This window comes from Clostridium sp. CCUG 7971, from assembly GCF_017590215.1.
GTDB lineage: Bacteria > Bacillota > Clostridia > Peptostreptococcales > Peptostreptococcaceae > Faecalimicrobium.
The window spans coordinates 1-22,435 of sequence record NZ_JAFFPK010000101.1 but is presented as its reverse complement, the minus strand read 5'-3'; the positions used below and the strand labels follow the sequence as shown (position 1 = coordinate 22,435).

The 22,435-nt window shown below is 27.3% G+C and carries 22 protein-coding genes and 2 pseudogenes; 1 reads left to right on the top strand and 23 read right to left on the bottom strand.

The genetic code is table 11. The features are described from left to right. The 5 genes and pseudogenes from JWF52_RS13035 to JWF52_RS13015 form a co-directional block, all read right to left on the bottom strand. Window positions 1–276 (bottom strand): annotated as a pseudogene (locus JWF52_RS13035) (D-alanyl-lipoteichoic acid biosynthesis protein DltB); the annotation flags it as partial. Next, window positions 276–581 carry a hypothetical protein gene (locus tag JWF52_RS13030; protein ID WP_208333982.1) on the bottom strand — a complete coding sequence of 102 codons (306 nt, stop codon included), beginning with the start codon at window positions 579–581 and terminating at the stop codon, window positions 276–278. The gene JWF52_RS13030 and the pseudogene JWF52_RS13035, both read right to left, overlap by 1 nt. A 124-nt stretch (window positions 582–705) precedes the next feature. Next, window positions 706–1,896, bottom strand: coding sequence for a D-alanyl-lipoteichoic acid biosynthesis protein DltD (gene dltD / locus JWF52_RS13025; protein WP_208333981.1), 1,191 nt, complete (start codon window positions 1,894–1,896; stop codon window positions 706–708). Window positions 1,897–2,222: 326 nt separating this feature from the next. Continuing rightward, on the bottom strand, window positions 2,223–2,723 hold the full coding sequence (locus JWF52_RS13020; RefSeq protein WP_208333980.1) for a CarD family transcriptional regulator: 501 nt from the start codon (window positions 2,721–2,723) through the stop codon (window positions 2,223–2,225). Window positions 2,724–2,972: 249 nt separating this feature from the next. Next, complete coding sequence (locus tag JWF52_RS13015; protein WP_208333979.1) at window positions 2,973–3,173, bottom strand: cold-shock protein; 201 nt, start codon at window positions 3,171–3,173, stop codon at window positions 2,973–2,975. A 327-nt stretch (window positions 3,174–3,500) separates the two neighbouring features. Here JWF52_RS13015 and JWF52_RS13010 point away from each other — a divergent pair, with 327 nt between their 5' ends. Then, a complete protein-coding gene (locus JWF52_RS13010; RefSeq protein ID WP_208333978.1) occupies window positions 3,501–4,259 on the top strand; it encodes a SagB/ThcOx family dehydrogenase in 759 nt (252 codons plus the stop codon). A gap of 165 nt (window positions 4,260–4,424) precedes the next feature. Here the strand turns inward: JWF52_RS13010 and JWF52_RS13005 are convergent, their stop codons facing one another. The 18 genes and pseudogenes from JWF52_RS13005 to JWF52_RS12920 form a co-directional block, all read right to left on the bottom strand. Further along, window positions 4,425–4,865 (bottom strand): DUF134 domain-containing protein, encoded by a 441-nt coding sequence (locus tag JWF52_RS13005; protein ID WP_208333977.1) that lies wholly within the window; start codon window positions 4,863–4,865, stop codon window positions 4,425–4,427. A gap of 238 nt (window positions 4,866–5,103) precedes the next feature. After that, a complete protein-coding gene (locus JWF52_RS13000; RefSeq protein ID WP_208333976.1) occupies window positions 5,104–5,460 on the bottom strand; it encodes a NifB/NifX family molybdenum-iron cluster-binding protein in 357 nt (118 codons plus the stop codon). A gap of 20 nt (window positions 5,461–5,480) precedes the next feature. Further along, window positions 5,481–6,335: an ATP-binding protein gene (locus JWF52_RS12995; protein ID WP_208333975.1), complete on the bottom strand. Its 855-nt coding sequence runs from the start codon at window positions 6,333–6,335 to the stop codon at window positions 5,481–5,483. Continuing rightward, window positions 6,326–7,156, bottom strand: coding sequence for a nucleotide-binding protein (locus JWF52_RS12990; protein ID WP_208333974.1), 831 nt, complete (start codon window positions 7,154–7,156; stop codon window positions 6,326–6,328). Before JWF52_RS12990 ends, JWF52_RS12995 begins: the two co-directional genes overlap by 10 nt. A 27-nt stretch (window positions 7,157–7,183) precedes the next feature. Further along, entirely contained in the window at window positions 7,184–7,540 is a 357-nt protein-coding gene (locus JWF52_RS12985) for a NifB/NifX family molybdenum-iron cluster-binding protein (RefSeq protein ID WP_208333973.1), read from the bottom strand. Window positions 7,541–7,567: 27 nt separating this feature from the next. Then, window positions 7,568–8,389 carry an Mrp/NBP35 family ATP-binding protein gene (locus JWF52_RS12980; protein ID WP_208333972.1) on the bottom strand — a complete coding sequence of 274 codons (822 nt, stop codon included), beginning with the start codon at window positions 8,387–8,389 and terminating at the stop codon, window positions 7,568–7,570. 233 nt (window positions 8,390–8,622) lie between these two features. Then, on the bottom strand, window positions 8,623–9,807 hold the full coding sequence (locus tag JWF52_RS12975; RefSeq protein ID WP_208333971.1) for a MalY/PatB family protein: 1,185 nt from the start codon (window positions 9,805–9,807) through the stop codon (window positions 8,623–8,625). A gap of 155 nt (window positions 9,808–9,962) precedes the next feature. After that, entirely contained in the window at window positions 9,963–12,014 is a 2,052-nt protein-coding gene (locus JWF52_RS12970) for a sigma-54 interaction domain-containing protein (protein WP_208333970.1), read from the bottom strand. 103 nt (window positions 12,015–12,117) lie between these two features. Beyond that, a complete protein-coding gene (locus JWF52_RS12965; RefSeq protein WP_208333969.1) occupies window positions 12,118–13,680 on the bottom strand; it encodes an alanine/glycine:cation symporter family protein in 1,563 nt (520 codons plus the stop codon). 431 nt (window positions 13,681–14,111) lie between these two features. Next, the gene (gene bcp / locus JWF52_RS12960) at window positions 14,112–14,567 is read right to left on the bottom strand and encodes a thioredoxin-dependent thiol peroxidase (protein WP_208333968.1); all 456 of its coding nucleotides are present in this window, start codon (window positions 14,565–14,567) and stop codon (window positions 14,112–14,114) included. 208 nt (window positions 14,568–14,775) lie between these two features. Then, window positions 14,776–14,892: a CarD family transcriptional regulator gene (locus JWF52_RS19735; protein ID WP_353654943.1), complete on the bottom strand. Its 117-nt coding sequence runs from the start codon at window positions 14,890–14,892 to the stop codon at window positions 14,776–14,778. A gap of 272 nt (window positions 14,893–15,164) precedes the next feature. Continuing rightward, entirely contained in the window at window positions 15,165–15,602 is a 438-nt protein-coding gene (locus JWF52_RS12950) for a hypothetical protein (RefSeq protein WP_208333967.1), read from the bottom strand. A gap of 71 nt (window positions 15,603–15,673) precedes the next feature. Continuing rightward, window positions 15,674–16,738, bottom strand: coding sequence for a sulfurtransferase (locus JWF52_RS12945; RefSeq protein ID WP_208333966.1), 1,065 nt, complete (start codon window positions 16,736–16,738; stop codon window positions 15,674–15,676). A 153-nt stretch (window positions 16,739–16,891) separates the two neighbouring features. Then, complete coding sequence (locus JWF52_RS12940; RefSeq protein WP_208333965.1) at window positions 16,892–18,301, bottom strand: vWA domain-containing protein; 1,410 nt, start codon at window positions 18,299–18,301, stop codon at window positions 16,892–16,894. A gap of 3 nt (window positions 18,302–18,304) precedes the next feature. Then, window positions 18,305–19,434 (bottom strand): annotated as a pseudogene (locus JWF52_RS12935) (ATP-binding protein). A gap of 12 nt (window positions 19,435–19,446) precedes the next feature. After that, complete coding sequence (locus tag JWF52_RS12930) at window positions 19,447–20,250, bottom strand: hypothetical protein (RefSeq protein WP_208333964.1); 804 nt, start codon at window positions 20,248–20,250, stop codon at window positions 19,447–19,449. A gap of 382 nt (window positions 20,251–20,632) precedes the next feature. Next, window positions 20,633–21,775, bottom strand: a complete 1,143-nt coding sequence (locus JWF52_RS12925; RefSeq protein ID WP_208333963.1) for a DUF4179 domain-containing protein — start codon at window positions 21,773–21,775, stop codon at window positions 20,633–20,635. A 12-nt stretch (window positions 21,776–21,787) separates the two neighbouring features. Continuing rightward, entirely contained in the window at window positions 21,788–22,306 is a 519-nt protein-coding gene (locus JWF52_RS12920) for a sigma-70 family RNA polymerase sigma factor (RefSeq protein WP_208333962.1), read from the bottom strand. Window positions 22,307–22,435 lie beyond the last annotated feature (129 nt).

The window sequence follows — 22,435 nt, the reverse complement described above, 5'->3', positions numbered from 1 at the left end:
CATTGAACTGAATAAAAATACCCAGTAAACATATTTATTTTTAGTCTTTTGTCTTATATAAAAATATCCTTTTATTAGACATATTTCAAATATCATAAACATCGTGAAATATAAAAGACTAACGTCTCTTCCTACTATTATAAATATCATGAATATACTTGCTATTATTCCATAATATTTTATGTTTTTACCTAGTAAACCTAATACTACTGCTGGTATTAATGTTAATAATAATATATAAAGGTAGAAGTAATCTCCGTATTGTGAAAAAGTCATTATAAGTCACCCATTAGTTTCTTTCCATCTATTTTCCCACTTGTATTTATAGGGAATTCGTCTATAACAGCTTTGTTTCTAGGTATTATATATTGTGGCGAGTATTTTGATAATTCTCTTTTTATTAACGTACTATTTTTTATGTTAGTTAACTCGTTCTTTTCATCACCATGTACATATTTTAAATATAGGTCAATAGCTTCTGAATAAGCATCTAAATCTTTATATGAAAGTTTTTCCACTTCATAAATAGCTGCAATTATATCATCTTTTGCATGTTTTTTTATGCTTTCAATAATTTTCATAGTTATATCTCCTTATTAAAATTCATTATATACAAATGGTATTTGCTTAAATGGAGTAAATATTAATATTAATATGGCTAATATTATAATAATAGTAAAACAAACACTCATCATTAACTCTTTATTATTGGTCAAACTTTTTATATAGTTTTTCACAAAGATCTACCCACCCTTTCGTTCCAAGATGCATAACATCTCTTAAGTAATACTTTTCAGTTTCTTTATCTCTTAAATCAATTGATTCAAAATCATATTTTTTAGCTTCATCTATTACTTTATCGTAAAATTCATGTCTTTCTTCTTTCGATATACCAGTTAAGTTATAATATCTATCCATAGAAGGCAGAACTACTACTACTGGTTTTATTCCTAATTCTTTACATACTTGTAACTCAAGTTCGTAATCCTTAAACTCTACCGATTCTAATAAGTTTACATCTTTATATCTATCTTTAAATTTATCTATACCCTCTTTAAAGTTTTCATTATAATAATATTGATCGATAGCTAACTCATTATTACCTACTCTATGTTTAGCCTCTTCTATAGCTAAACTTTTTTCTTTTTCCCAATCAATTTTACCTTTTTCTTTATATGATTTTGCATTTTCTGAACATAATAATTTTTTGTAAAGTAATCCTTTTTCTTTAAGTCTTACAAAATATTTTCTTAGCTCAAAGTATGGTTTTAGTAAAAACTTTTCAGTTTTTGATGTAAAATCATTTGAATTGTATAGTTTCGAATAAACATATTCTGGTTTATATTCATTAGATGTGCTTAAAAGATTCTCACTTCTAGCAACTAACTTATCTTTACTGTCTTTAGATAATTTATTACTGTCTAGGAAGTTATAAAATTGCGATGGAGAAAATCTAAGTTGATAGTGTTCTCCACTAACACCTTCTTTATCCATAAACCATTGCATAGATACTAATAAAACAACTTTTCTATCCTTGATCTCTGGATTTAGACTCCCTAATGTTGTTGTATGTTGAAGGCTTTGAGTGAATGGTCTTCCTATAGCCGTTAAACCATTTTTACTCCTATTTGTATTGAAGTAATTGGTTGGATGCTGTCTCTTTATAGCTGAACTTAATTCAGATGAACCCATCATAAGAATATCTTTTTTTGATAAAAAATAATTATTTGCTATACTACCCTTATCTTTTGTATCACTTATCGGGTCATTCATTATCTTAGTTAAATCTTTTTCTTTTAATAAACCCTTTATCTCAAAATCTAAAAATACATTTATTAATAATACAAATATTACACCCACTGTAATAGGCATAAGTATATAACCTAATTTTTTCATACTGCTCTCCTAACTCCCTGAATTTTTTAATCTAATTAAGCCCGTTTACATTATATTAGTATTGCATTTTTGATTTATTTCGTCTATATAATTTATTCCTTTGTTACTTTTTGTTACTTTTTAGCTTATACTGTTTTATTTATAAATAAAATAAAAAGAGTATTGATGACTAAGTCAATACTCTTTTTTATCCTGATTATAAAAATGAACCATTAAAATAATATCTACTATTTTCTTGGTCCGTAAAATTTTGTAAATTCTATTTTTGTTATAATATAATTATATTTACTCTAATTACAATCTATATAAATGTCTTTTATTTATTTTCAATTATTTATTTTTTCTTTGATATAGGTTTCTACTTCTTCCCTAGGTATTCCTAAAACAACTGAAAATTCATCATTAATTAAGCCTTGAGCTATTTTCATGAATTTTTCATCTATTTGACCAAGTTTTTTTCCCTTAGTTGTTGCATTAGCTTTCTTAGTATAAATACCAGATATTACAGCCAATAAATCTATACATTCATGTGTTTCCATAAATTTTTTATAGTGAGATTGTAATAACCTTGAGTTTTTCTCATTACATTCCATTTCTTTCATAGAAGGAATAAGTTCAATCAGTTGTTGGACTTCTTCGTAAGTAATAATAGCTCTCATAAACACACTTGTATCTATTGGTGTATATATCTTTCCATTTTCATATACTGGTTTAAGTGTATAATAATCTCTCTTTTTACTAATACCTGAAATATTAAGTGTTCCTATCTCTTCTACTTCACATACTCCATCATTACCATAAATAATAAATTCTCCAATTTTGTACATACTTTTATACCTCCCATTTTACTTTATATTCGAAAAATAGAACTCAACCCATTTAACTGGGCGCGTATTTCTAAAGCTGTACTTTTTTACTAATATATAGCTATATTTTTAATTTATTAGTAAGGTAAGTTCTAAGTTTGAATTATTTTCTATATTAATTAATATTTATAATATTATGATTAACGCTTTATGTTATTTTACATATAAAAAAAGATTCATCAAAGAATCTTTTTCAACACAATGTATATATTATAATATAGTTATGTTCTCTGCTTGAGGTCCTCTAGCACCTTTAACTATGTCAAAGCTTACTTTTTGACCTTCTTCTAATGATTTAAATCCATCTGTTTGTATAGCTGAGAAATGAGCGAAAACATCATCTCCACCTTCTACTGATATAAATCCAAAACCTTTTTCATTATTAAACCATTTTACTATTCCGTTATTCATATAACTTCTCCTATTAAACCTACATCAAGATATTCTTGATTTGTTTTGTATCTCTACAATATTCATTATAGCACGAATCAATAATAATAGATACTATTATAATCTATATTCTTTATTTATTAAATTTTCCTTAGTCTCAAATATTGATAAAAATATTTTTTAGGTATCAATTTTAATATATTTCATTAATTGATAAGAATTTCAAAGATTACCTCCACAATTTTTGTTCGATATGTAACAAAACTCTTGTGATTATAATCACATACCGTATAAATATATATATGTTACGATAAACATAAAAATATAAATTTTAATAAGGAGACATTTATGGATAAAATCAAACAAAATAGAGACTTTTTTAAAGCTGATTTTGAAATACTAAAGCATATAAAAACAGATAAACAAAAAGGAATACCTGCTCCTTCTTTTCAAAAAGAATATGATTCAAATTCAGATTTAATAGAATTACCTCCTGTAAGTAAAGATATTTTAGTTAAACCTAACGTACTAGATTGTATAAATGATAGAAGAAGTATAAGAAAATATAGTAATGAAAAAGTAAATTTAGATGAACTTTCATATTTACTTTGGTCTACTCAAGGAATTCAAAATGTAAAAAATAAATTCAGCGCACTAAGAACAGTACCTTCTGCTGGATGCACTCATCCATTTGAAACATATTTAATAATAAATAATGTTGATGGTTTAAGATGTGGAATTTATAGATATTTACCTTTGGAACATAAACTTCTATTTGTAAAAACTTTAGAAAATATAAACGATGAAATAAATAAAGCAACTCCAAACCAGCCTTTTGTTCAAGATTTTGTATCTAAAAGCGCTATTGTATTTGCTTGGAGTTGTATTCCTTATAGAAGTGAACATAGATTCAGCATAGCAGCTCATAAAAAAATACTTATAGATATTGGTCATGTTTGTCAAAACCTTTATATAGCATCAGAGTCTCTTGACTATGGTACTTGTGCAATTGGAATTTATGACCAAGATATAATTGATAATATGCTAAATTTAGATGGTGAGGATGAATTTGTAATTTATATGGCTTGTTTAGGTAAAAAACTGTAGCTAAATACTTAAAAGTATAGATCTAAAAAGTGCCTTAAAAATAAGATACTTTTAGATCTATACTTTTATATTACATAAAAAAGAAGCTAAAAACATTTATATGCTTAAGCTTCTTATAAATTGTAAAATCTGTATATAGTTTACTATGTTGCATATTTATATTAATTACTCTCTTTTATCACACCATTTTTTACAAATATCTGCTTTTTTACTACAAAGGACTTTCTCTGATTTGCAAGAAGGACATTTTTCTTTATCTTGTTCATAATTTATTTCATAAATATTTCCACAATCAATACATTTAAACTTACAGTGCTTTGATCTATAATTCCCACCATCTATTTTTATAGCATTTCCTTGAGTTAAAGCAACTGCTACTTTTTTTCTAGCAGCATCTATAATATTTTGAAATGTTTGTCTAGAAACCTTCATCTTCTTTGCACATTCTTCTTGATTAAGCCCTTCAATATCTTTCAGTCTCATCGCTTCAAGTTCTTCTAGCTTTAAATTTATTTCCTCTATTTCACACTTTGGCTTCCCTATTGGAGCAAAATATGTATCTTTTGGAAAAAACTCTACTGTTCTAACCTTTGTTGGTCTTGCCACCTTAATTCCTCCCTACACACGGTATATAGTTGTATAAACATAATATTTAAATCATTTATCTAAGCTATTATCTACCTCTAATTTTTATCTTAAGTTTAATCAATAAAAATTCATATTTGACTATTTATATCAATTATACTCTTACATTTCAATCATTTAAAGTAGATATCATATAGATTTTAATATATACTTATTTTGCTATTTACAACTGTGTAAGTAACTTTAAAGTTTTATAAATTTAGTCATTACAATGACCTTCGTGTGCATGTTCTTTGCATATACTTCCTGTTGATTTTAAATTTCCATCTATATACATTTTTACTACATCATCACTTAGTCCACTTGCTCCAACTATTACTTCTATATTATTATCCGTAAAAAGTTGTTGTGCTGTTTCTCCCATACCACCAGAAACTATAACATTTACATCTAATTCTTTTAAAAATACAGGTAAATATCCTGGTCTATGTCCTGGATTCTCTATAAATTCTTTTTTTAATATTTTCTTTCCATCTATTTCATATATTCCAAACCCTTCACAATGTCCAAAGTGTCCACTTACACTATTTCTTTCACTTGCAACTGCTATTTTCATTTTAATTTCCTCCTTGAAATTTAATAAATTTTTATATTATTTTTTATGTTATTCCACATATCTTCAATTGCACTTTTTGCTATACTATCACTATAATTAGTTATAGGTTTTAACTCGTTTATAGATTTCATAACTATATTGTCATATGGAATTTTACCAACCAATTTTAAACCTTTAGATATTGTAAAATCTTCTATCTCTATAGACATTTCATTATTAATATCATATTTATTTATACACACCATAGTGTAGATATCAAAGTGTTCACATAGTTTTACTACTCTCATTAAATCTTTAAGTCCTGACTTTGTTGGCTCTGTAACAACTAATACTGCATCACTTCCTGTTATAGAAGATATAACGGAGCATCCTATTCCAGGAGAACCATCAACTATAGTTAACTGCCCATCTTCATTAACGTTTTTTCCATTTTTTCTTAATTGTGCAATCAATTTTCCTGAGCCGTCACTTCCTATTTCCATCTTTGCTCTTGAGATTATACCTTTATTTAATTCAGTTAGAAATATATCTGCAACCTTTTCATCTTTTAATTGTATTGCATCATATTTACAAACTAAGGTACAAGCTCCGCAGCCTTCACAAATGAATGAATTTATTTTATAATTCTCTATTGCCGAAAATTTGCATACTACTTCACACATCCCACACTTTTTACATATACAATTATCTATTAAAGCCTTTTTCCCACCAATGAAAGTTTCCTTTTTTATATCTCTACCCTCATAGAACAGATAAAAGTTAGGTGCATCTACATCACAATCTATTCTTATTACATTTTTTGAAAATTCTCCTAACGCTGTTGCAATAGTCGTTTTACCTGTTCCACCTTTTCCGCTTAAAATAACTAATTCCAAGATAACACCTCACTTATTCTCTCTGAAAGATTATCAAAAATCATCTTATGATTTAAGTCATCATATAATCTTTCTCCCTTAGAATATATCTTAGCTGTATTTTTTCTATACGGTATTATTCCTATGATGTCAATATTTTCTTCCTCGCTGTATTTTTTTACTATATTGTCTTTTCCATCATCCTTATTTATAACAATTCCAAAAGGTATATTATAATTTTTAACCAGTTCTATAGCCATTTTTAAGTCATGTAACCCAAATTGTGATGGCTCTGTTACAAGTATAGCAACATCAGCAAAATTTAAAGTATTAACTACATTGCATGAAGTTCCTGGAGGACAATCAATTAAATTAACTCCTTTATGCAGATTGTTTAAAAGCTTTTTTATAATAGGTACTGCCATCGGCTCTCCTATGTTTAAAATACCTCTACTACAATCTGTATTATTTGTGGTACCAATTTCTATTTTCCCAATTTCTCTTTTATCATAAGTTATAGCATCATACTTACATGAAATCGAGCAAGCTCCACAACTATGACACAGCTTCTCAAACAAAATAATATTATCTCTTACTTTTGCTAAAGCATTGAATTTACATATATCTACACATTTGCCACAATGTGTACACTTATTTTTTTCTATAACAGGATATTCAACCATGACCTTTTCTTCTTTATTTATAGTGGGCTTCAAAAATATAAACCCATTTGGCTCTTCTACATCGCAATCTATATAATTTGCTTTTAATGCAAGTGCTAGATTAGTCGATACTGTTGTCTTTCCTGTACCACCTTTTCCACTAAGTACAGCTATGTTCAATATCTATTCATCTCCAATCTAATAACTTTATCCTTGGTGTGAGGCTTTGCATGATTTTATTTCTTCAAGTTCTCCATTATTATATTTTTCAAGAGCTAAATCTATAGATATAGACTCACACTTATATGCTTTTATTCCAGCCCCTTCAACAAGATCAAAAGCATTCGGTCCAAGACTTCCTGTTATAATCACATCTATATTTTCTTCTATTAATTGATTAGATGTAGCTATCCCTGCCCCACCACTAGCACTTTGTCCTTTATTACTGATTGTTTTAACTTGTTTGTTATTTGTATCATAAATTTTAAAATATTCACATCTGCCAAACCTTGTATCTAATGTATTTTCATTAATTTTTCCCTTTGCTGAAACTGCTATTTTCATATAACACCCTCATTTCTTATTAATTTATTATTTTAAATCATCTATTATAATTGTTGATATTAGATCAAATATTGACTTAAGATTTTCATCTTCAGCTTTATTTTCACTCAAGTTACTTATGCTATTTAACATTGGAAGCTCTCCTAAAAGTTTTAAATTCATTTCATCTAAAAATTTATTTGTACTTTCTCCGCTAAATAATTTTATTTTTTTACCACAGTCTTCACAATTTATATAACTCATATTTTCAATAACACCTAAAATATTTATGTCCATTTTCCTTGCCATATTTACAGCCTTTGAAACTATCATAGATACAAGGTCTTGTGGTATAGATACCATAACTATTCCGTCTATAGGTATTGATTGCATTACAGTTAATGCAACATCACTTGTCCCTGGAGGCATATCAATAAGTAAATAATCTAAATCTCCCCAAATAACATCTGTCCAAAATTGTTTTACTACACCTGATATCATAGGACCTCTCCATATTACTGGATCATCTTCATTATCTGTCATTAAATTCAATGACATTACTTTTATACCGTCATGATTTTCAACAGGTAAAATATTTTTATCTACATAAGATACCTTTTTATCCCTAACTCCTAATAATCTTGGAATACTTGGACCTGTTACATCTGCATCTAGTACACCTACACTATATCCTTTACGTTTTAGTGATTTTGCAATAAGTGAACAAATTGATGATTTCCCAACTCCACCTTTTCCACTCATAACACCAATAATTTTCTTTACGTTATTTAATTCGTTATTCTCTATCATACAACTTTCTTTGTCCCTTGAACATTTTTCATTTGATGGACATCTATTACAATTAGCCATAACTTCATCTCCCACCCCTTATTATTAGCATATGCTAATTAAATAGTAACACTACTAGTAGTTATTGTCAAATGCCAATAATGTTTTTGATAAATTATAAGAATATATAAGTATAAATAATGCTATTAATTTGTTTCTGTGTTGAAGTTGTGTTATTTAAATATAAAAAGGAATTATTAACTTCTAGAAGTTAATAATTCCTTTTTTGCTTCATTAAAAAATATTCCACATACTTATTTATTAATATATTTAACAGCCTTATTTACTCTTTCTAAAGCATCTTGTACCATGTGCTTTGAACAAGCTATATTCATTCTAAAGAATCCTGAACCTACATTTCCAAATGAACTGCCTCCATTTAATGCAACCTTTCCTTCTTCTATAAGAGCTTTTGATATTTCTTCATTACTTAAATTTAATCCCCTAAAATCTAACCATACTAGGTATGTTCCCTCTGGCTTTGTTATTTTTACTTCTGGCATATTCTCATTTACATACTCCATAACTAAGTTAACATTATCTTCTAAGTACTCTAATAACTCACATAGCCATGCTTCACCTTTGTTAAATGCAGCCTCCATAGCAACTAAGCTAAACGGATTATTTCTTCTTATATCTAATGCTGCTAACTTAGCATCAAATAAACTTAATTCTTCTTTTCTTGGGAATACTGCAAATGATGCTTGTAATCCAGCTATATTAAATGTTTTAGTAGCTGAAAAACATGTAATTGTTATATCTTCTACTTCTTTAGATAATGAAGCAAATGCTATAAACTCATGTCCTTTATAAACTAAATCTCTCCATATCTCATCTGCTATAACTCTTACATTATATTTTAAGCATATATTAGCCATTTTTTGTAATTCTTCTTTTTTCCAAACTCTACCTACTGGATTATGAGGATTGCATAATATAAACCACTTTAAATTCTTATCCTTTGCCTTAGCCTCAAAATCTTCAAAGTCTATATTCCAGTTTCCATCAGTATCTTGTACTAATTCATTTTCAACTAATATCTTATCACTATTTTTTATAGTTCCTGCAAATGGTGGATACACAGGTGTTTGTATCATTATTTTATCTGTATCTTTTGTAAAGTATTTTAATATTATAGATATAGTTGGTATAACACCTGGAGAGTGTATTATTGTAGATAAATCTATGTCATAGTTATATCTTTTCTTTGTCCAGTCTATTGCACTTTGATAGTATGAATCTGGTCTTGATACATATCCAAATATTTTTTGATCTAATTTATTTTTCATTTCTTCTAATATTTCTGGTGCTGTTTCAAAGTCCATATCAGCTATCCACATAGGAAGTAATTCATTACAACCAAAGTTTTTTCCCATCTCATCCCATTTAGCCGAGTTATTTTTTATTCTATGAACCTTTTTATCAAAATTGTATTTCATTATAAATACCTCCATAATATTTAATTTTCTATAATTTATTACAAGCAAAAAACATGCCATATTTAATAATTCAATTTAGAATTTATTTTTAGGCATGTTTCTTATATTTTTAATTATTTAACTGTGTTTTTATGTATTAATTGTATTATATTGTTTTATAATATATCTTCCATTGATTTAATTATTTCTATTCCTTTTTGAGTAAGTTTTGTTCCACCTCTTCCTTTACTTATTGCAACAATACCATCTAATTCTAATTCCAATAATATTTTTCTTATTTCAACTTCACTAATATATATATTTTCTTCCCTAGCTTTTTTTAATATTGCTGGTCTACCAATTCCTCTTAACTGAAGCATAGCTTCTTTCATACATGTTAGAATAAATTTTTTTCCTTCATAAAAACTACTATTTTCATCATAATAAGTTATTGCATTTTCATTATATTCATTTATTAAATCTTCATCTTCTAAAAAGTATTCTTGTAAATCTTCTAACTCTATTACATCTTTATCTATATAATTCAAAAACTCTATACAATTTATAAGTTCCCTTAAATTCCCTTCCCACTTATAATTTAATAAAAATGCTTCTGATTCTTTACTTAACTCATATACTAATCCTTTGTTAGCTTTGATATGATTAAATAATATTAAAATATCATTTCCTCTATCTCTTAAAGGTGGAATTTTTAATGGTAATACATTTAATCTGTAATATAAGTCACTTCTAAACTTTCCTTGTTTACTTAATTCTTTTAAATTTCTATGAGTCGCCGCTATAATCCTTATGTCTACATGTATAACTCTATCTCCACATATCCTCATTACTTCTCTTTCTTGTATTACCCTCAATAGCCTTGTTTGTAGATGTAGTGGCATTTCACCAATTTCATCTAAAAATATCGTTCCATTATGAGCAATTTCAAATAATCCCATTCTTCCACCTTTTTTTGCACCAGTAAATGCACCTTCATCATATCCGAAAAGTTCACTTTCTAGTAAATTTTCCGGTATAGCAGCACAGTTTATAGCAACAAACTGATAATCTTTCCTATATGAAGCATTGTGAATAGATTGGGCAAAAAGCTCTTTTCCAACCCCTGATTCTCCTGTTATTAATATAGATGAATCTGATTTAGCCATTTTATTAGCTCTCTTTTTTATATCCTCGATTGCTTTTGAGCTACCTTTTATATCTTCAAAATTGTACTTTGCTACATATCCTTTTTTCACTAATTGTTTTCTTAAATTATGTTGGCTTTTTTCTTTTTCTTCAAATCTTTCAAATATCATTATAATTCCAGTAATTTCTCCTACAGTTTCCACCGGTACTGCCTTAAATGATATATTACAGTTATTTATTTTAATTAACTCAACATCTAAAGATCTCTTCTTCTTTATTGCTCTAGTTATAGATAGGTGATTTATTATCTCACTTATATTCATTCTATCAAAATCCATTTTTCCTAGATTTAGTATAGATTTTGCTTTTTCATTTATAGTATAAATATGACCGTAAACATCTGTAACTATAATACCTTCATCTATAACATTTATTAACTCTAAAAATCTACTTTCAAGCACATTTGTATCATTTATTAACTTAGATATACCTATTGATGGTTTTTTTAATTTTTTAAAATGGCTTATAATTTTTTTACTTTTTAAAATATCTTCTTGTTCTATACTTATAGCTGTATCTATAATTGTACTCATATCTAATGTTCTATCATCTATATCTATAATATCTTCTACCCAATGTGGTGCTACATGTGCCTCTCCTGTTGTAAGCACAAAATCAGTTTGGACTGTATTTACCTTCCCTAGATAATATGGCACAAAATCATATTCATCTAATCCAACTTGTCTAAATAATGCAATTGTTTCCATAGTCATTTCTGGACTATAGTTTACTACCATTATTTTAGAATTTTTAGGTATCTTCTTAATTTTTTCATACTGTTTCTCATTAATAGTTGTTCCAATGATTATAACTTTACCTCTTGGATTTATATATTTTTTTACTTCTACATATATAGAATATATTGATATTAAGTATAAATCTGCTTCTATTTCAAAATCTATATATCCTTTATCATATGAATAAGTTTCAACCTCTATTTTCCCTTCAAATAAATATTCTAAAACATCCTTATGAAAATTTGCCACTTTATCAAAATTAGTTATTACTACAACTTTTTTCATATTTCCTCCAAGTGTTCTAATATATATCTTAATTATACTATATAACACTGAATAAAAAATAATAAGGATACCCTATTAGGCATCCTTATTATTTTTTATATAATTACTCATTTCCTAGCTTATCAAGCTCTTCACTAACTCCCCAACATTCTGTTTCTATACCTATATCAGTAGAGACAAATCTATTTCCATTAGAATTTTCATAGTTTTTAAGTACTTTTAATACTACTTTACTTCCTATTAATAGTGCAGGCACATTACACATAACCATTACTATAGCAACAAAGTCAGATATATACCATAGGTTTCCTAACTCAAATCCACCTAATACTGTTAAAACTCCAAATGGCACAAAGAATAATGCTCCTATAAGTCTTATAATCTTTATAAAAGTTCTATTTTTACTTATAGAATTTGCTGATACTTCTGCAAATAATATTAACCCTATTATAGTTGTAAATGAGAACAATCCATAACATAAAGAAACTACTGATGTAACCATATTATCAAAAGTTACACCTGGAACTAAGTGTTGTACAGATGTTAAAAATACCGTAAGCTTAGATTCTCTTATTGATTCCCATACTACTCCTGAATCGCCTGACCATATTTGTGCTACAACTACAACAAATGCTGTCATCGTACAAATTACCATAGTATCTAAAAATACTCCTAATGATTGTACAAATCCTTGCTCACATGGATGATTACATTCTGCTATGGCCGCAGCTGGAGTTACTGAACCTTGTCCAGCTTCATTTGACATAAGCCCTCTCTTAATACCTTGAGCTAAAACTATACCAAAAGCCCCACCAAATACAGCCTTTGGAGTAAATGCTCCACCAAATACTTCTGTGAAAAATCTAGGTATTAATGGTATATTTAATAAAATTAATCCAAATATAAGTACGCTATATATAACTGCCATAACAGGAACTAACTTATCTGTTACATTTGTAACACCATGTATCCCGCCTATAACCGCACCTAAAACTGTAACTATTACTGCTATACCTACTACATAATAAACTATAGATTGTCTATCAAATGTTTGACCTGCTACTCCTTCTGCTAGAGAAACAAGTCCAGTTATCATGTGAAACGTTTGCCCGGGGATGCTAAATAAGGCATACATTATAAATACACAAGATATAATTATTCCTACTATACGTTTATCACCTAATATCTTCTTTCCATAGAAAGCAAGTCCACCTACATAGTTGTCACCTTCTTGTTCTTTAAATATCTGAGATAAAACTGCTTCAGAGAAAGATGTTGCCATACCAAAGAATGCTGATACCCACATCCAAAATACTGCTCCTGGTCCTCCAACTGATATCGCTCCTGTTACCCCCATTATATTGCCAGGACCTATTCTCATAGCAGAGCTTAGTAAGAATGATGCTAATGGACTTACACCTTTATCAGATGATTTACTTGATACTAATGATTTTATTCCTGATTTAAAGTATTTACATTGCACAAATCCTGTCTTAAATGTATAAAAAACTCCTGTACCTAATAAAAACAATATTGAAAATGCAAAATTACCTAATATCGGTATGTTTTTATACCATTCAAAATTAGTTGGAAAATCCCATAAAAAATCTGCTATCGGTACTATAAATTCGAAAAACTGGTTTACGCTATTAAAAAGTGCCTCCATCGTTTTCTCCCTCCATTTTTTCATTTATATTTCTGTATTTTTATATAAGCAATATCTGTGCCATATTTTAATTTATGTTTTTTATCTCTTTTTTTATTGAATTTGATTAATTTTCATCTCAGAATTGTATTTTATTGTTTATTATATATGTAAATTGTATTTTATTGGATAGAATGAATTTAATAAAATTTAATTGTTTTATAATTGTATTTATATGTGTTAAAGTGCATAAATATATTTTAATACATATGTTAATATTTTTCTCACTTTAATTTTCAATTTCTGATTATATTATTTAAAATAAAAAAGACATTGATTTCAATCAACGCCTTTTAGTTTATTTTAATATTAGATAAAATTCATAAAAATCATACCCAAGACTATATTTAATATTGTACTCATAAATTTTTAATTTACCTATTAAAAATTATCTATCCTAAGTACTCTAGTATCTCACCTACATTTTTATCAGTTTTAACTTTATCATATACTTTTTCTATAATTCCATTTTCATCTATAATATAAGTAGTTCTAACAACCCCAAATCCTACTTTTCCATATAGTTTCTTTTCTTGCCATACATCATAAGCTTTTATAGCTTCAAGTTCAGGATCCGATAATAGTATAAATGGTAATTCATTTTTTTGTGCAAATCTTTCGTGTGATTTTATGCTATCTTTACTAATTCCTATTACCACAACGTCTTTTGACTTGAATACTTCATAGTTATCTCTAAATGAACAAGCTTGTTTAGTGCATCCTGGTGTACTATCTTTTGGATAGAAGTATAATACTACTTTTTTATTTTTAAAGTCTGATAGACTTACTGTGTTTCCTTCTTTATCTTGTAATTTAATTTCTGGTGCTTTTATCCCTGCCTCTAACATATTTTTATTCCTCCGATTTGTATTTATTAAATATATACCAAATATGTTTTAGACTTAAACTGATACTTATCTCAAGTTAATTGAAAGTCCTCCAATTACCTCTACATAGTTTAAAATACTTTATTTAGGTATATGACTTGAAATATATGAAGTTACTTCATCTAGAGAGTTGCTTAAAATAACTGCAAACTCTTAATTTAATAATCTTTCAGCTTCTTTCATAATATTTTCTTCGCTCATTATTTATAAATTTATCGTTAGTTATATCTACAACTTTACATACCCCTGTCATACCATACATTATATAATCGTCAAATTTAAACATTAAACCTTCACCATCCTTAATAAAATAAAAAAAGTAGCTTTAATAACTGGGCTTACGTTATCAAAACTACTCGCTGTATAATCATTTTATCATATTATAAAATTTTAATGTAAGTGAAACTTTTATTTTAAGCTATATGATTTTATTTTCCATAGATTAATATTTTATTCCATTAAACTTATTCCTATTATTTATTATAGTTTATTCCTCTCGCTCTAAAAAATATATTCCTTCATCTATAATTATAAATTCGCCACAACTATATAGGATTTTTATGATTTTTCATTCTTATACCAAATCACTCCGATGAAAGTTTTTATGATCTGAATCAATGTAATTAATCCAAATATAGCACTTATATAGTAAAATGCTCTTATTTCTTCTGTTGAATATATTAATATAAATCCTGTAAAAGAAAGTACTAGTATAACCATAACAATACTCATAATAGTTACTATTTTTTTTAGCATGTTCTTTCTTTTCATATAAAGTATTAATACTAATAACATTAATATAATAAGTGCTATTATAGAAGCATATTGTATATTCGCTATAGGATATTTCTCTTCCCAAACAGAATTCTTATGCACGACATGTCGTAACATTCCCATTTTCTTTTGCGTAAAATAATTTATCATATACGCTCCAATTAACATCAAAACCTCCAATATCGTAGTTACTATATAAAAAATCTTTTTTGCTTTTTCCATATAAATATCAACCTCATTGCCTATAATTTAATATAAGCACTGCAATTAATACAGTGCTTATATTCTATAATTTATTTTGAAGCTTTATCTGTCGGTAGTTTATCTACTGTAGTATATTCACTATTATCACTCTTTGGATCTCCTACTTGTACAGGAAGTTTATCATTCATTTGCCATTCATTCCAACCACCATCATAAACAGTAATTCCTTCCCATCCTGCATCATAACCGATTAACCAAGGAACTGAAGCTCTCCAACCTGTTCCACAATAGAATGAAAGTTCATTCTTTTTAGTAATATCAGAGTCTGACCATAACTTTTCCATTTCTTCAGCAGTTATAACAGTTCCATCTTTGTGTATATAATCTTGCATATTATATGGATCACTTCCTGCATGTCCCCAAACTGCACCTTTAGGCTCACCAGCTCTGTCTATATAAGTATATCCACTTGTTTTACCATCAAACTCTTCTTTACTTCTTATACTTACTAAACGGAAGTTTGAATCATTTTTTAATTTCTCTTGGACTTTGTCTATTGACATCAAATATTTTGGATGTGCTGGAACAGTTGTCCCAAAATCTTTAGTCGGTGTTGCTTTTTCTATTTTAGTTTCTGTTTTATAACCTGCTTTTTCCCAAGCATTAAGTCCACCATTTAAAACTTTTACATTTTCAACACCTGCCCAAAGATATGCATGTGCCACTCTACTTACTGCTGAAATATCTATTCCATATAAGATAACAGTTTTATCTTTTGTCACCCCTAAGTCTAACATACCTTTTTCAACTACTTTAGGCTCTGATATATTCCAAATTGGTTCAGATTCGATGCTTGAGGTATCCACATGTAACGCTCCTGGAAGATGTCCTTTTGTATAAGTTGGACTGTCTTTATAAGTCCCCCATGAAACTTCTAATATAGTATAATTTTTAGACTCTGGTTGATTTCCATCTATTACACTTTGTACCCAGTCTGGTGATACAAATACTTTTTTTGCGTCTACTTGTTCTGCCTTTACATCTGATTTCTCTTTATTTGTATTTTGAGAATCATTTGAAGGCTTGCTACACCCTACACCTATTGCTGCTACTATTGTAACACCAATTAATGCACTAATTAATTTTCTTTTCATAATTATCCTCCGTTATTTTTTCCATCATTTAAATTGAGGAAATTTGCCATCGATAATTCTATCATAAATAATATCAATCTCCAATATTTATACAAAAATCAAATACTTAAGATTGATATTATTTATATTTTCTATACATCAAATTTTTTATCATTATAAAATCGGTGATTGGTTAGCCATTGAATATCCATCATCTCTAACAACACTTATATCTGATGTATCTTCTTTTATTTCAACCTTGCTAAGTTTTTTAACTAATCCATAAGGTTCTATTAGTGAAAGTTTATCTCCTCTTCCAGAAATAACCCATAAAATTTTATACCCTCTAGGTATTACTTGTAACTTCCCTTCACCTTCACCATCTGTAAAATACACCAATAAGTTAAATTTTTTATTATTGGAATATTCAAAAACTGGAGTAAATTTAGTGCCTCCCCTTGTATTAATTCTATCTTTTATATCCTTTACAGTTTTTACTTTATATGCGCGTCTAATTTCGTTATCACACTCTATGATAGTAATTTCATGATTATAATTTTTAACTATATTAAGTACCTCTTTAATAGCTTGCTTAAATTCTTCATCGCTAATGCTTCCACTTATATCAAGTGCGACAGCTATTTCTGCTTTGTGCCCTCTAAGTTCACCTCTTAAATCTAATCTATTAGGCTGTCTTCTATTTCTTCTTGTTATAGTCTTCTTTTTATTACTTTCAACGGTTCCCATTAGCTTCTTAAGATACAAATTCCAAGGCAGTTCACCTTTACTATTTTTAAGTGATGATATCATACCTTGTAAATACTCTGGAATTTTACCTTTTTGTGAAATATTAGTAAATTTTTCTGTAAATTCTTTTAGAGTTTTTTCATCTATATCATTAGAATCTTCCCAAATGTCATGAGTTTTTTCTGGATTATAATCAGTTTCTATATTTTCATTATTATTACTATCGTTCTCTTCTCCATCTTCATCCTCTTCTTGTAAATCTAATTCAATTTGAATTTTTTCTACATAGTATTCAAAAGTTTCATATGGTTCAAGGTTTAAAGAATACTTTGAATTTAACCATTCTAAAGTAGTAGAATATGGTGGTAAATAATCTAAATATTTATTTACTACTATATCCATCGCTATATTAATTGCAAGTGTACTATACTTGCCTTTTAATTCCTTTGCTCTTACTAAATGCATAGATACTATATGAAGAATTTCGTGCTTGATTGTACTTTCCATTTGTCTCATATTGAGGTTTAAAAAAATTATTGGATTAAAATATATAACATATTTAGCTCCTTTAAAATTTACAGCAGTTGGACTACTTATATCAAATCTTATCTCTCTTGACATTTGAAATAAAAAGTATCCATAAAAATTATCTTTCTCTTCCATAAGACTTAAGTTTACTTTATCTACAAGGCTAAAAAACTCATTTTTAAAATCTTGTGGTATATCTATCTCAAATTTCTCATCTTTATGATTTGCCTTTAACACAGCATAAGTATCTATAATTTTATCTGCTTTATCATAGAGCTCTTTTGTTTTTTTGTCAAAATAACTTTCCATAGATTATCCCCTTATTAAACTATAAGATTCAAAATACGATTTTACAAACTCTTCATTTTCTATAGCTCTTTTATATACCTCAATATAACTATGCTTAATATCCTTCATAATTCCAACCATTAAATCTACAGGGTATATTTTTAAAAATTCAATAAGTCTATTAATATAATAACTTGAATCATAATTATCATCTTTCATATTTGATTCTAAAGTTTTTAAAATATTTATTGCTGATAAATAAAGTCTTGTGTGACTTTCAGTTTTCACCTTTTCTACAACAGATGAACTTAAGTTTTCACCTAAAAAAACATCTCCATAAGATATTAATGGGCTAGAATCTGATTCAACAAAACTTATAAATTCTTCTGCAATAACTTTTCCTACATTTCCTTTTATAACATTTAAAAATACAGCTCTAGGTACTCTATCTTTTTGCTCCTTATAAATTTTATAACTCTTAGAAACTCTTTCATAACTTCTTGGAGTAGCACGTACGTCATCTTCATTTGTTTTGTGTAGATATTCTGGGAAAGTTGAAATAAACTCTATAACCTTTTGCTCAATACCTGCACCTATTGCCCAATTTAACCACTGTGTATAATCAGGTTCCATGTTTAACCATACAAATCTATTTTCTTGAGCTGCATCCATATCTACAACTTGATAATCAAAATCTGAACCATATTTACTTGATGGGTTCATTGCTGCTAAAATTTTCACATCATCATTTAACTTATATCCATTGATTTCCCTATTTAATATTAAATTCATAAGTTCCTGCTGTACTGTATGTTCGCAACGGTTTATCTCATCTATAAATAAAAGAACTACCTTACCTTTAGATATTTCTTCATCAATTTCTCTTAACTTGTTATGAACAGCATATACTGTAGTTTTCTTTTCTATTTCATCTCCATCAGAGTTATTCCTACATAAGATTCTATAGTTGGAAGACCACCTATTTCACCTTCTTTAAGTAAGTTTCCATCAATAACGATTAAGCTCCAATTATTTTCTTTAGCTAACTTCTTTGCTAAAGCTGTTTTTCCGATTCCACTTTCACCAACCACTAAAGGTACTTCTTTTGTGGCTAATACTACGTCAACGCTCTTTAATGTATCTATAAAATTCATTTTGTCTTTCTCCTATATCATTTTTAATTTTTCATCTACAGCTATTTTTTTTGCTTTTTTACTTCCATACTTATAAATGAACATTACCTTGTCCATTGTTATTGTGTCATTTTTTCTATCTATAGTACTACAATTTATAAAATCTCTAACATATTTTTCTGAGACATCTTCCTTTGATAGTACTATTTTTAATACTTCTTCTAATTCATCTTTAGATATTTTGTTTGCAACATATTTAATAACTAAGATATTTACCTTTAAAAGTTCTAAAATTTTATCTTTATCTAGATTAGTTACAAAACTAACAGCAGCTTCATTGTTCTTAATAGCTGCAATCTCTGCACTAAGTTTTGGTGCTTTTATATATCTTAATGCATCATAACTTATTTTTACAGCCTCTTTCTGAACATTTTCATAAGGTTGTTTTATATACTTTATTGAATCGTAATTTTTTCTTACTGCTAATAATTGTAACTCTTCACTTGGATTTTTTACATATTGAATAGCCCATCCCGATTTACTTATTGCTAGTTTAATTACCTTATCAATTGGATTTTTAATATCTTCTAAGATACTCCATCCTTCACTTACAGCTTTTATCATCATATCTTCACTTGGATTCTTTATAAATTTAATTGCTCTAGCATTATTATCTATAGCTAACTCTTGCATTTCTATAGTTGGATTATCTATATATTCTAATACACGCCCATTTTTTTTAATAGCTAATAACTTCATCTCATCTGTAGGGTTATTTATAGTTGATATTATATTAGGATTGTTATTTATCATGTTAATAATTTTTGATTCTTCCATAACGCGCCTTTCTTTCTATTATTAATTTTTATTTATATAATTATTACTTATTATAATTAATATACTTTTTACGTCAATTTAAACAGAATAATTATACCAATTATAATAAAAATCCCTAAGGTGCAATAGCCTTAGGGATAATATGATATTGAAATTAAGAGAAATGTTTGGAAGTGTCCTATAGATACATTAAATGCAATAGAATTAACGTCTATAAAATGAATATTATTATTACATACTTAATACCTGCATATAAAAGAATTTTTTTAAGTCAAAATCGCTCTTTGCTCCACTTTAACTCTCTTTTGTTTATAATTAAATCTTTATTTTTTACTGTTGTTTTTTGATTTTTTAAACATCATAAATGTATAATCTGATAAAGCTATTCTAAGTTAACTCTAAAACTAGATAAAGCCTTAGAATCTTGACCTTCAACAGGAATATTTTTATATACTAGAATATCAATATATTTTGGAATCTCTCCTATATTAATTAATTCATTTATTTGAGTATATATTTTATTTTCTCCATCAGTACCTACAGACATTTGTAGCTCTCTTCTTTTATCATCGTTAACTATTATAAAGTTATCATGAGGATTACCTAATGATGGTTGAAAAGGAAGTTCCATTTTTAACTCAATATAAGTTTTAGATACATCTAAACTTTTTAATGTATAGTCTCCATCCTTTTTATTGACCTTTATATGCTTTTTGCCATCATCTATAGATTTTATGTTAAAATCAAAAGACCATTCACCTTTAATATTTCCATTAGCTTTATTATGCTTAAATTTTTGAATACCAAAATTTATTTTAAAGTTTGCCTCATCTATATTATTATTAGGGTCTAGCTCTATTAGACAGTTAAGATTAACAGTGTATTCATCAATAAATTCAACAACTCCAGCACTATATGAATATCCATCTAGCTTAACTTCATTCATATACATTTCTAAATTATCTATATACATATTTTTCTCACCATCTCCATAAGGAGAATCTGATACCGCTTTTATAAACTTGCTTTTCTTAAATGGCTTGTCTGTTTTTAATGTCATATCTAAATATATTTTCTTTTTGTCATACATTGCTTTATCTATAGTTATTTTTAAACCATTATCTTTACTTGATACATTAACAGGGGTTGCTATTAATTTATTTTTTTGATTTTCTTTCTTCTCTTCTTCTATTTCAGGATAGAGATTTGGATCATACTCAATTACAGAGTCATCATTAACAGATTTACTTATTTTATCTAACATAGTTTGAAATTCTGGTATAATTTTTATAATATTGTCGGCTAAAGATGGGTTAATTACCCCAATACCTATAACTACAATTACTATTGATGCTATACCTGACATCAGTATATTAGTTTTTTTTCTTCTTTTACTCGCTCTTTCTGATGATTTCAATCTATCTTGCATTTCTATCTTTAACTTTTCATTGTTATTAGTTTCTATTTCCATATATTTATTTGTATCTATTTTTACTTTATTAAAAATTTTAAACTTGTCCATCATAATTTAACTCTCCTATTTTGAAAATATTTTTCTAATCTTCTTCCTACCTCTAGATAGCCTGCTATGTAAATTTGATACATTGGTTTTAGTATCAATAGCTATTTCTTCTAACTTATATCCATCTAAGTAGTATCTAGTAAAAAGTTCTTTGTCTTTATCATTTAGAAAGTTTAAAATCTCATTTATTTCTTCTTCTATCTCTACTCTTGCTAAATTTTCATCTATATAAAATATGTTATTGTCTATATCTAAGTTTAATTTAGATATATATTTTCTTTTATAATCAATCGCTTTATATTTTGCAATTGCACAAATCCAATTTTTAAAAGTGTTTTGTTTACTATCAAACACTTCTATATTCTCCCAAATTAAGAAAAGGACATCGCTTATGCATTCCTCTTCATAAATTAGTAGAGGATTAATATGCTTACGAATCACTGATGTTAGTAATCCATTATAACTATCTATTAACATCTCCATCCCCTTTTGATTACACTTTTTTATATATTTAACTATCAATTTATCTTGCAATTTGATTCCTCCTTGTAAAAGCTTTTACAACAGTTAATACGAAATTTATCATAAAAAACTGACAAAAAATAAAAAATAATTTATATAAAATTATTAAGTTTAAAATTGCTAATACTCTTAAATAAAAAA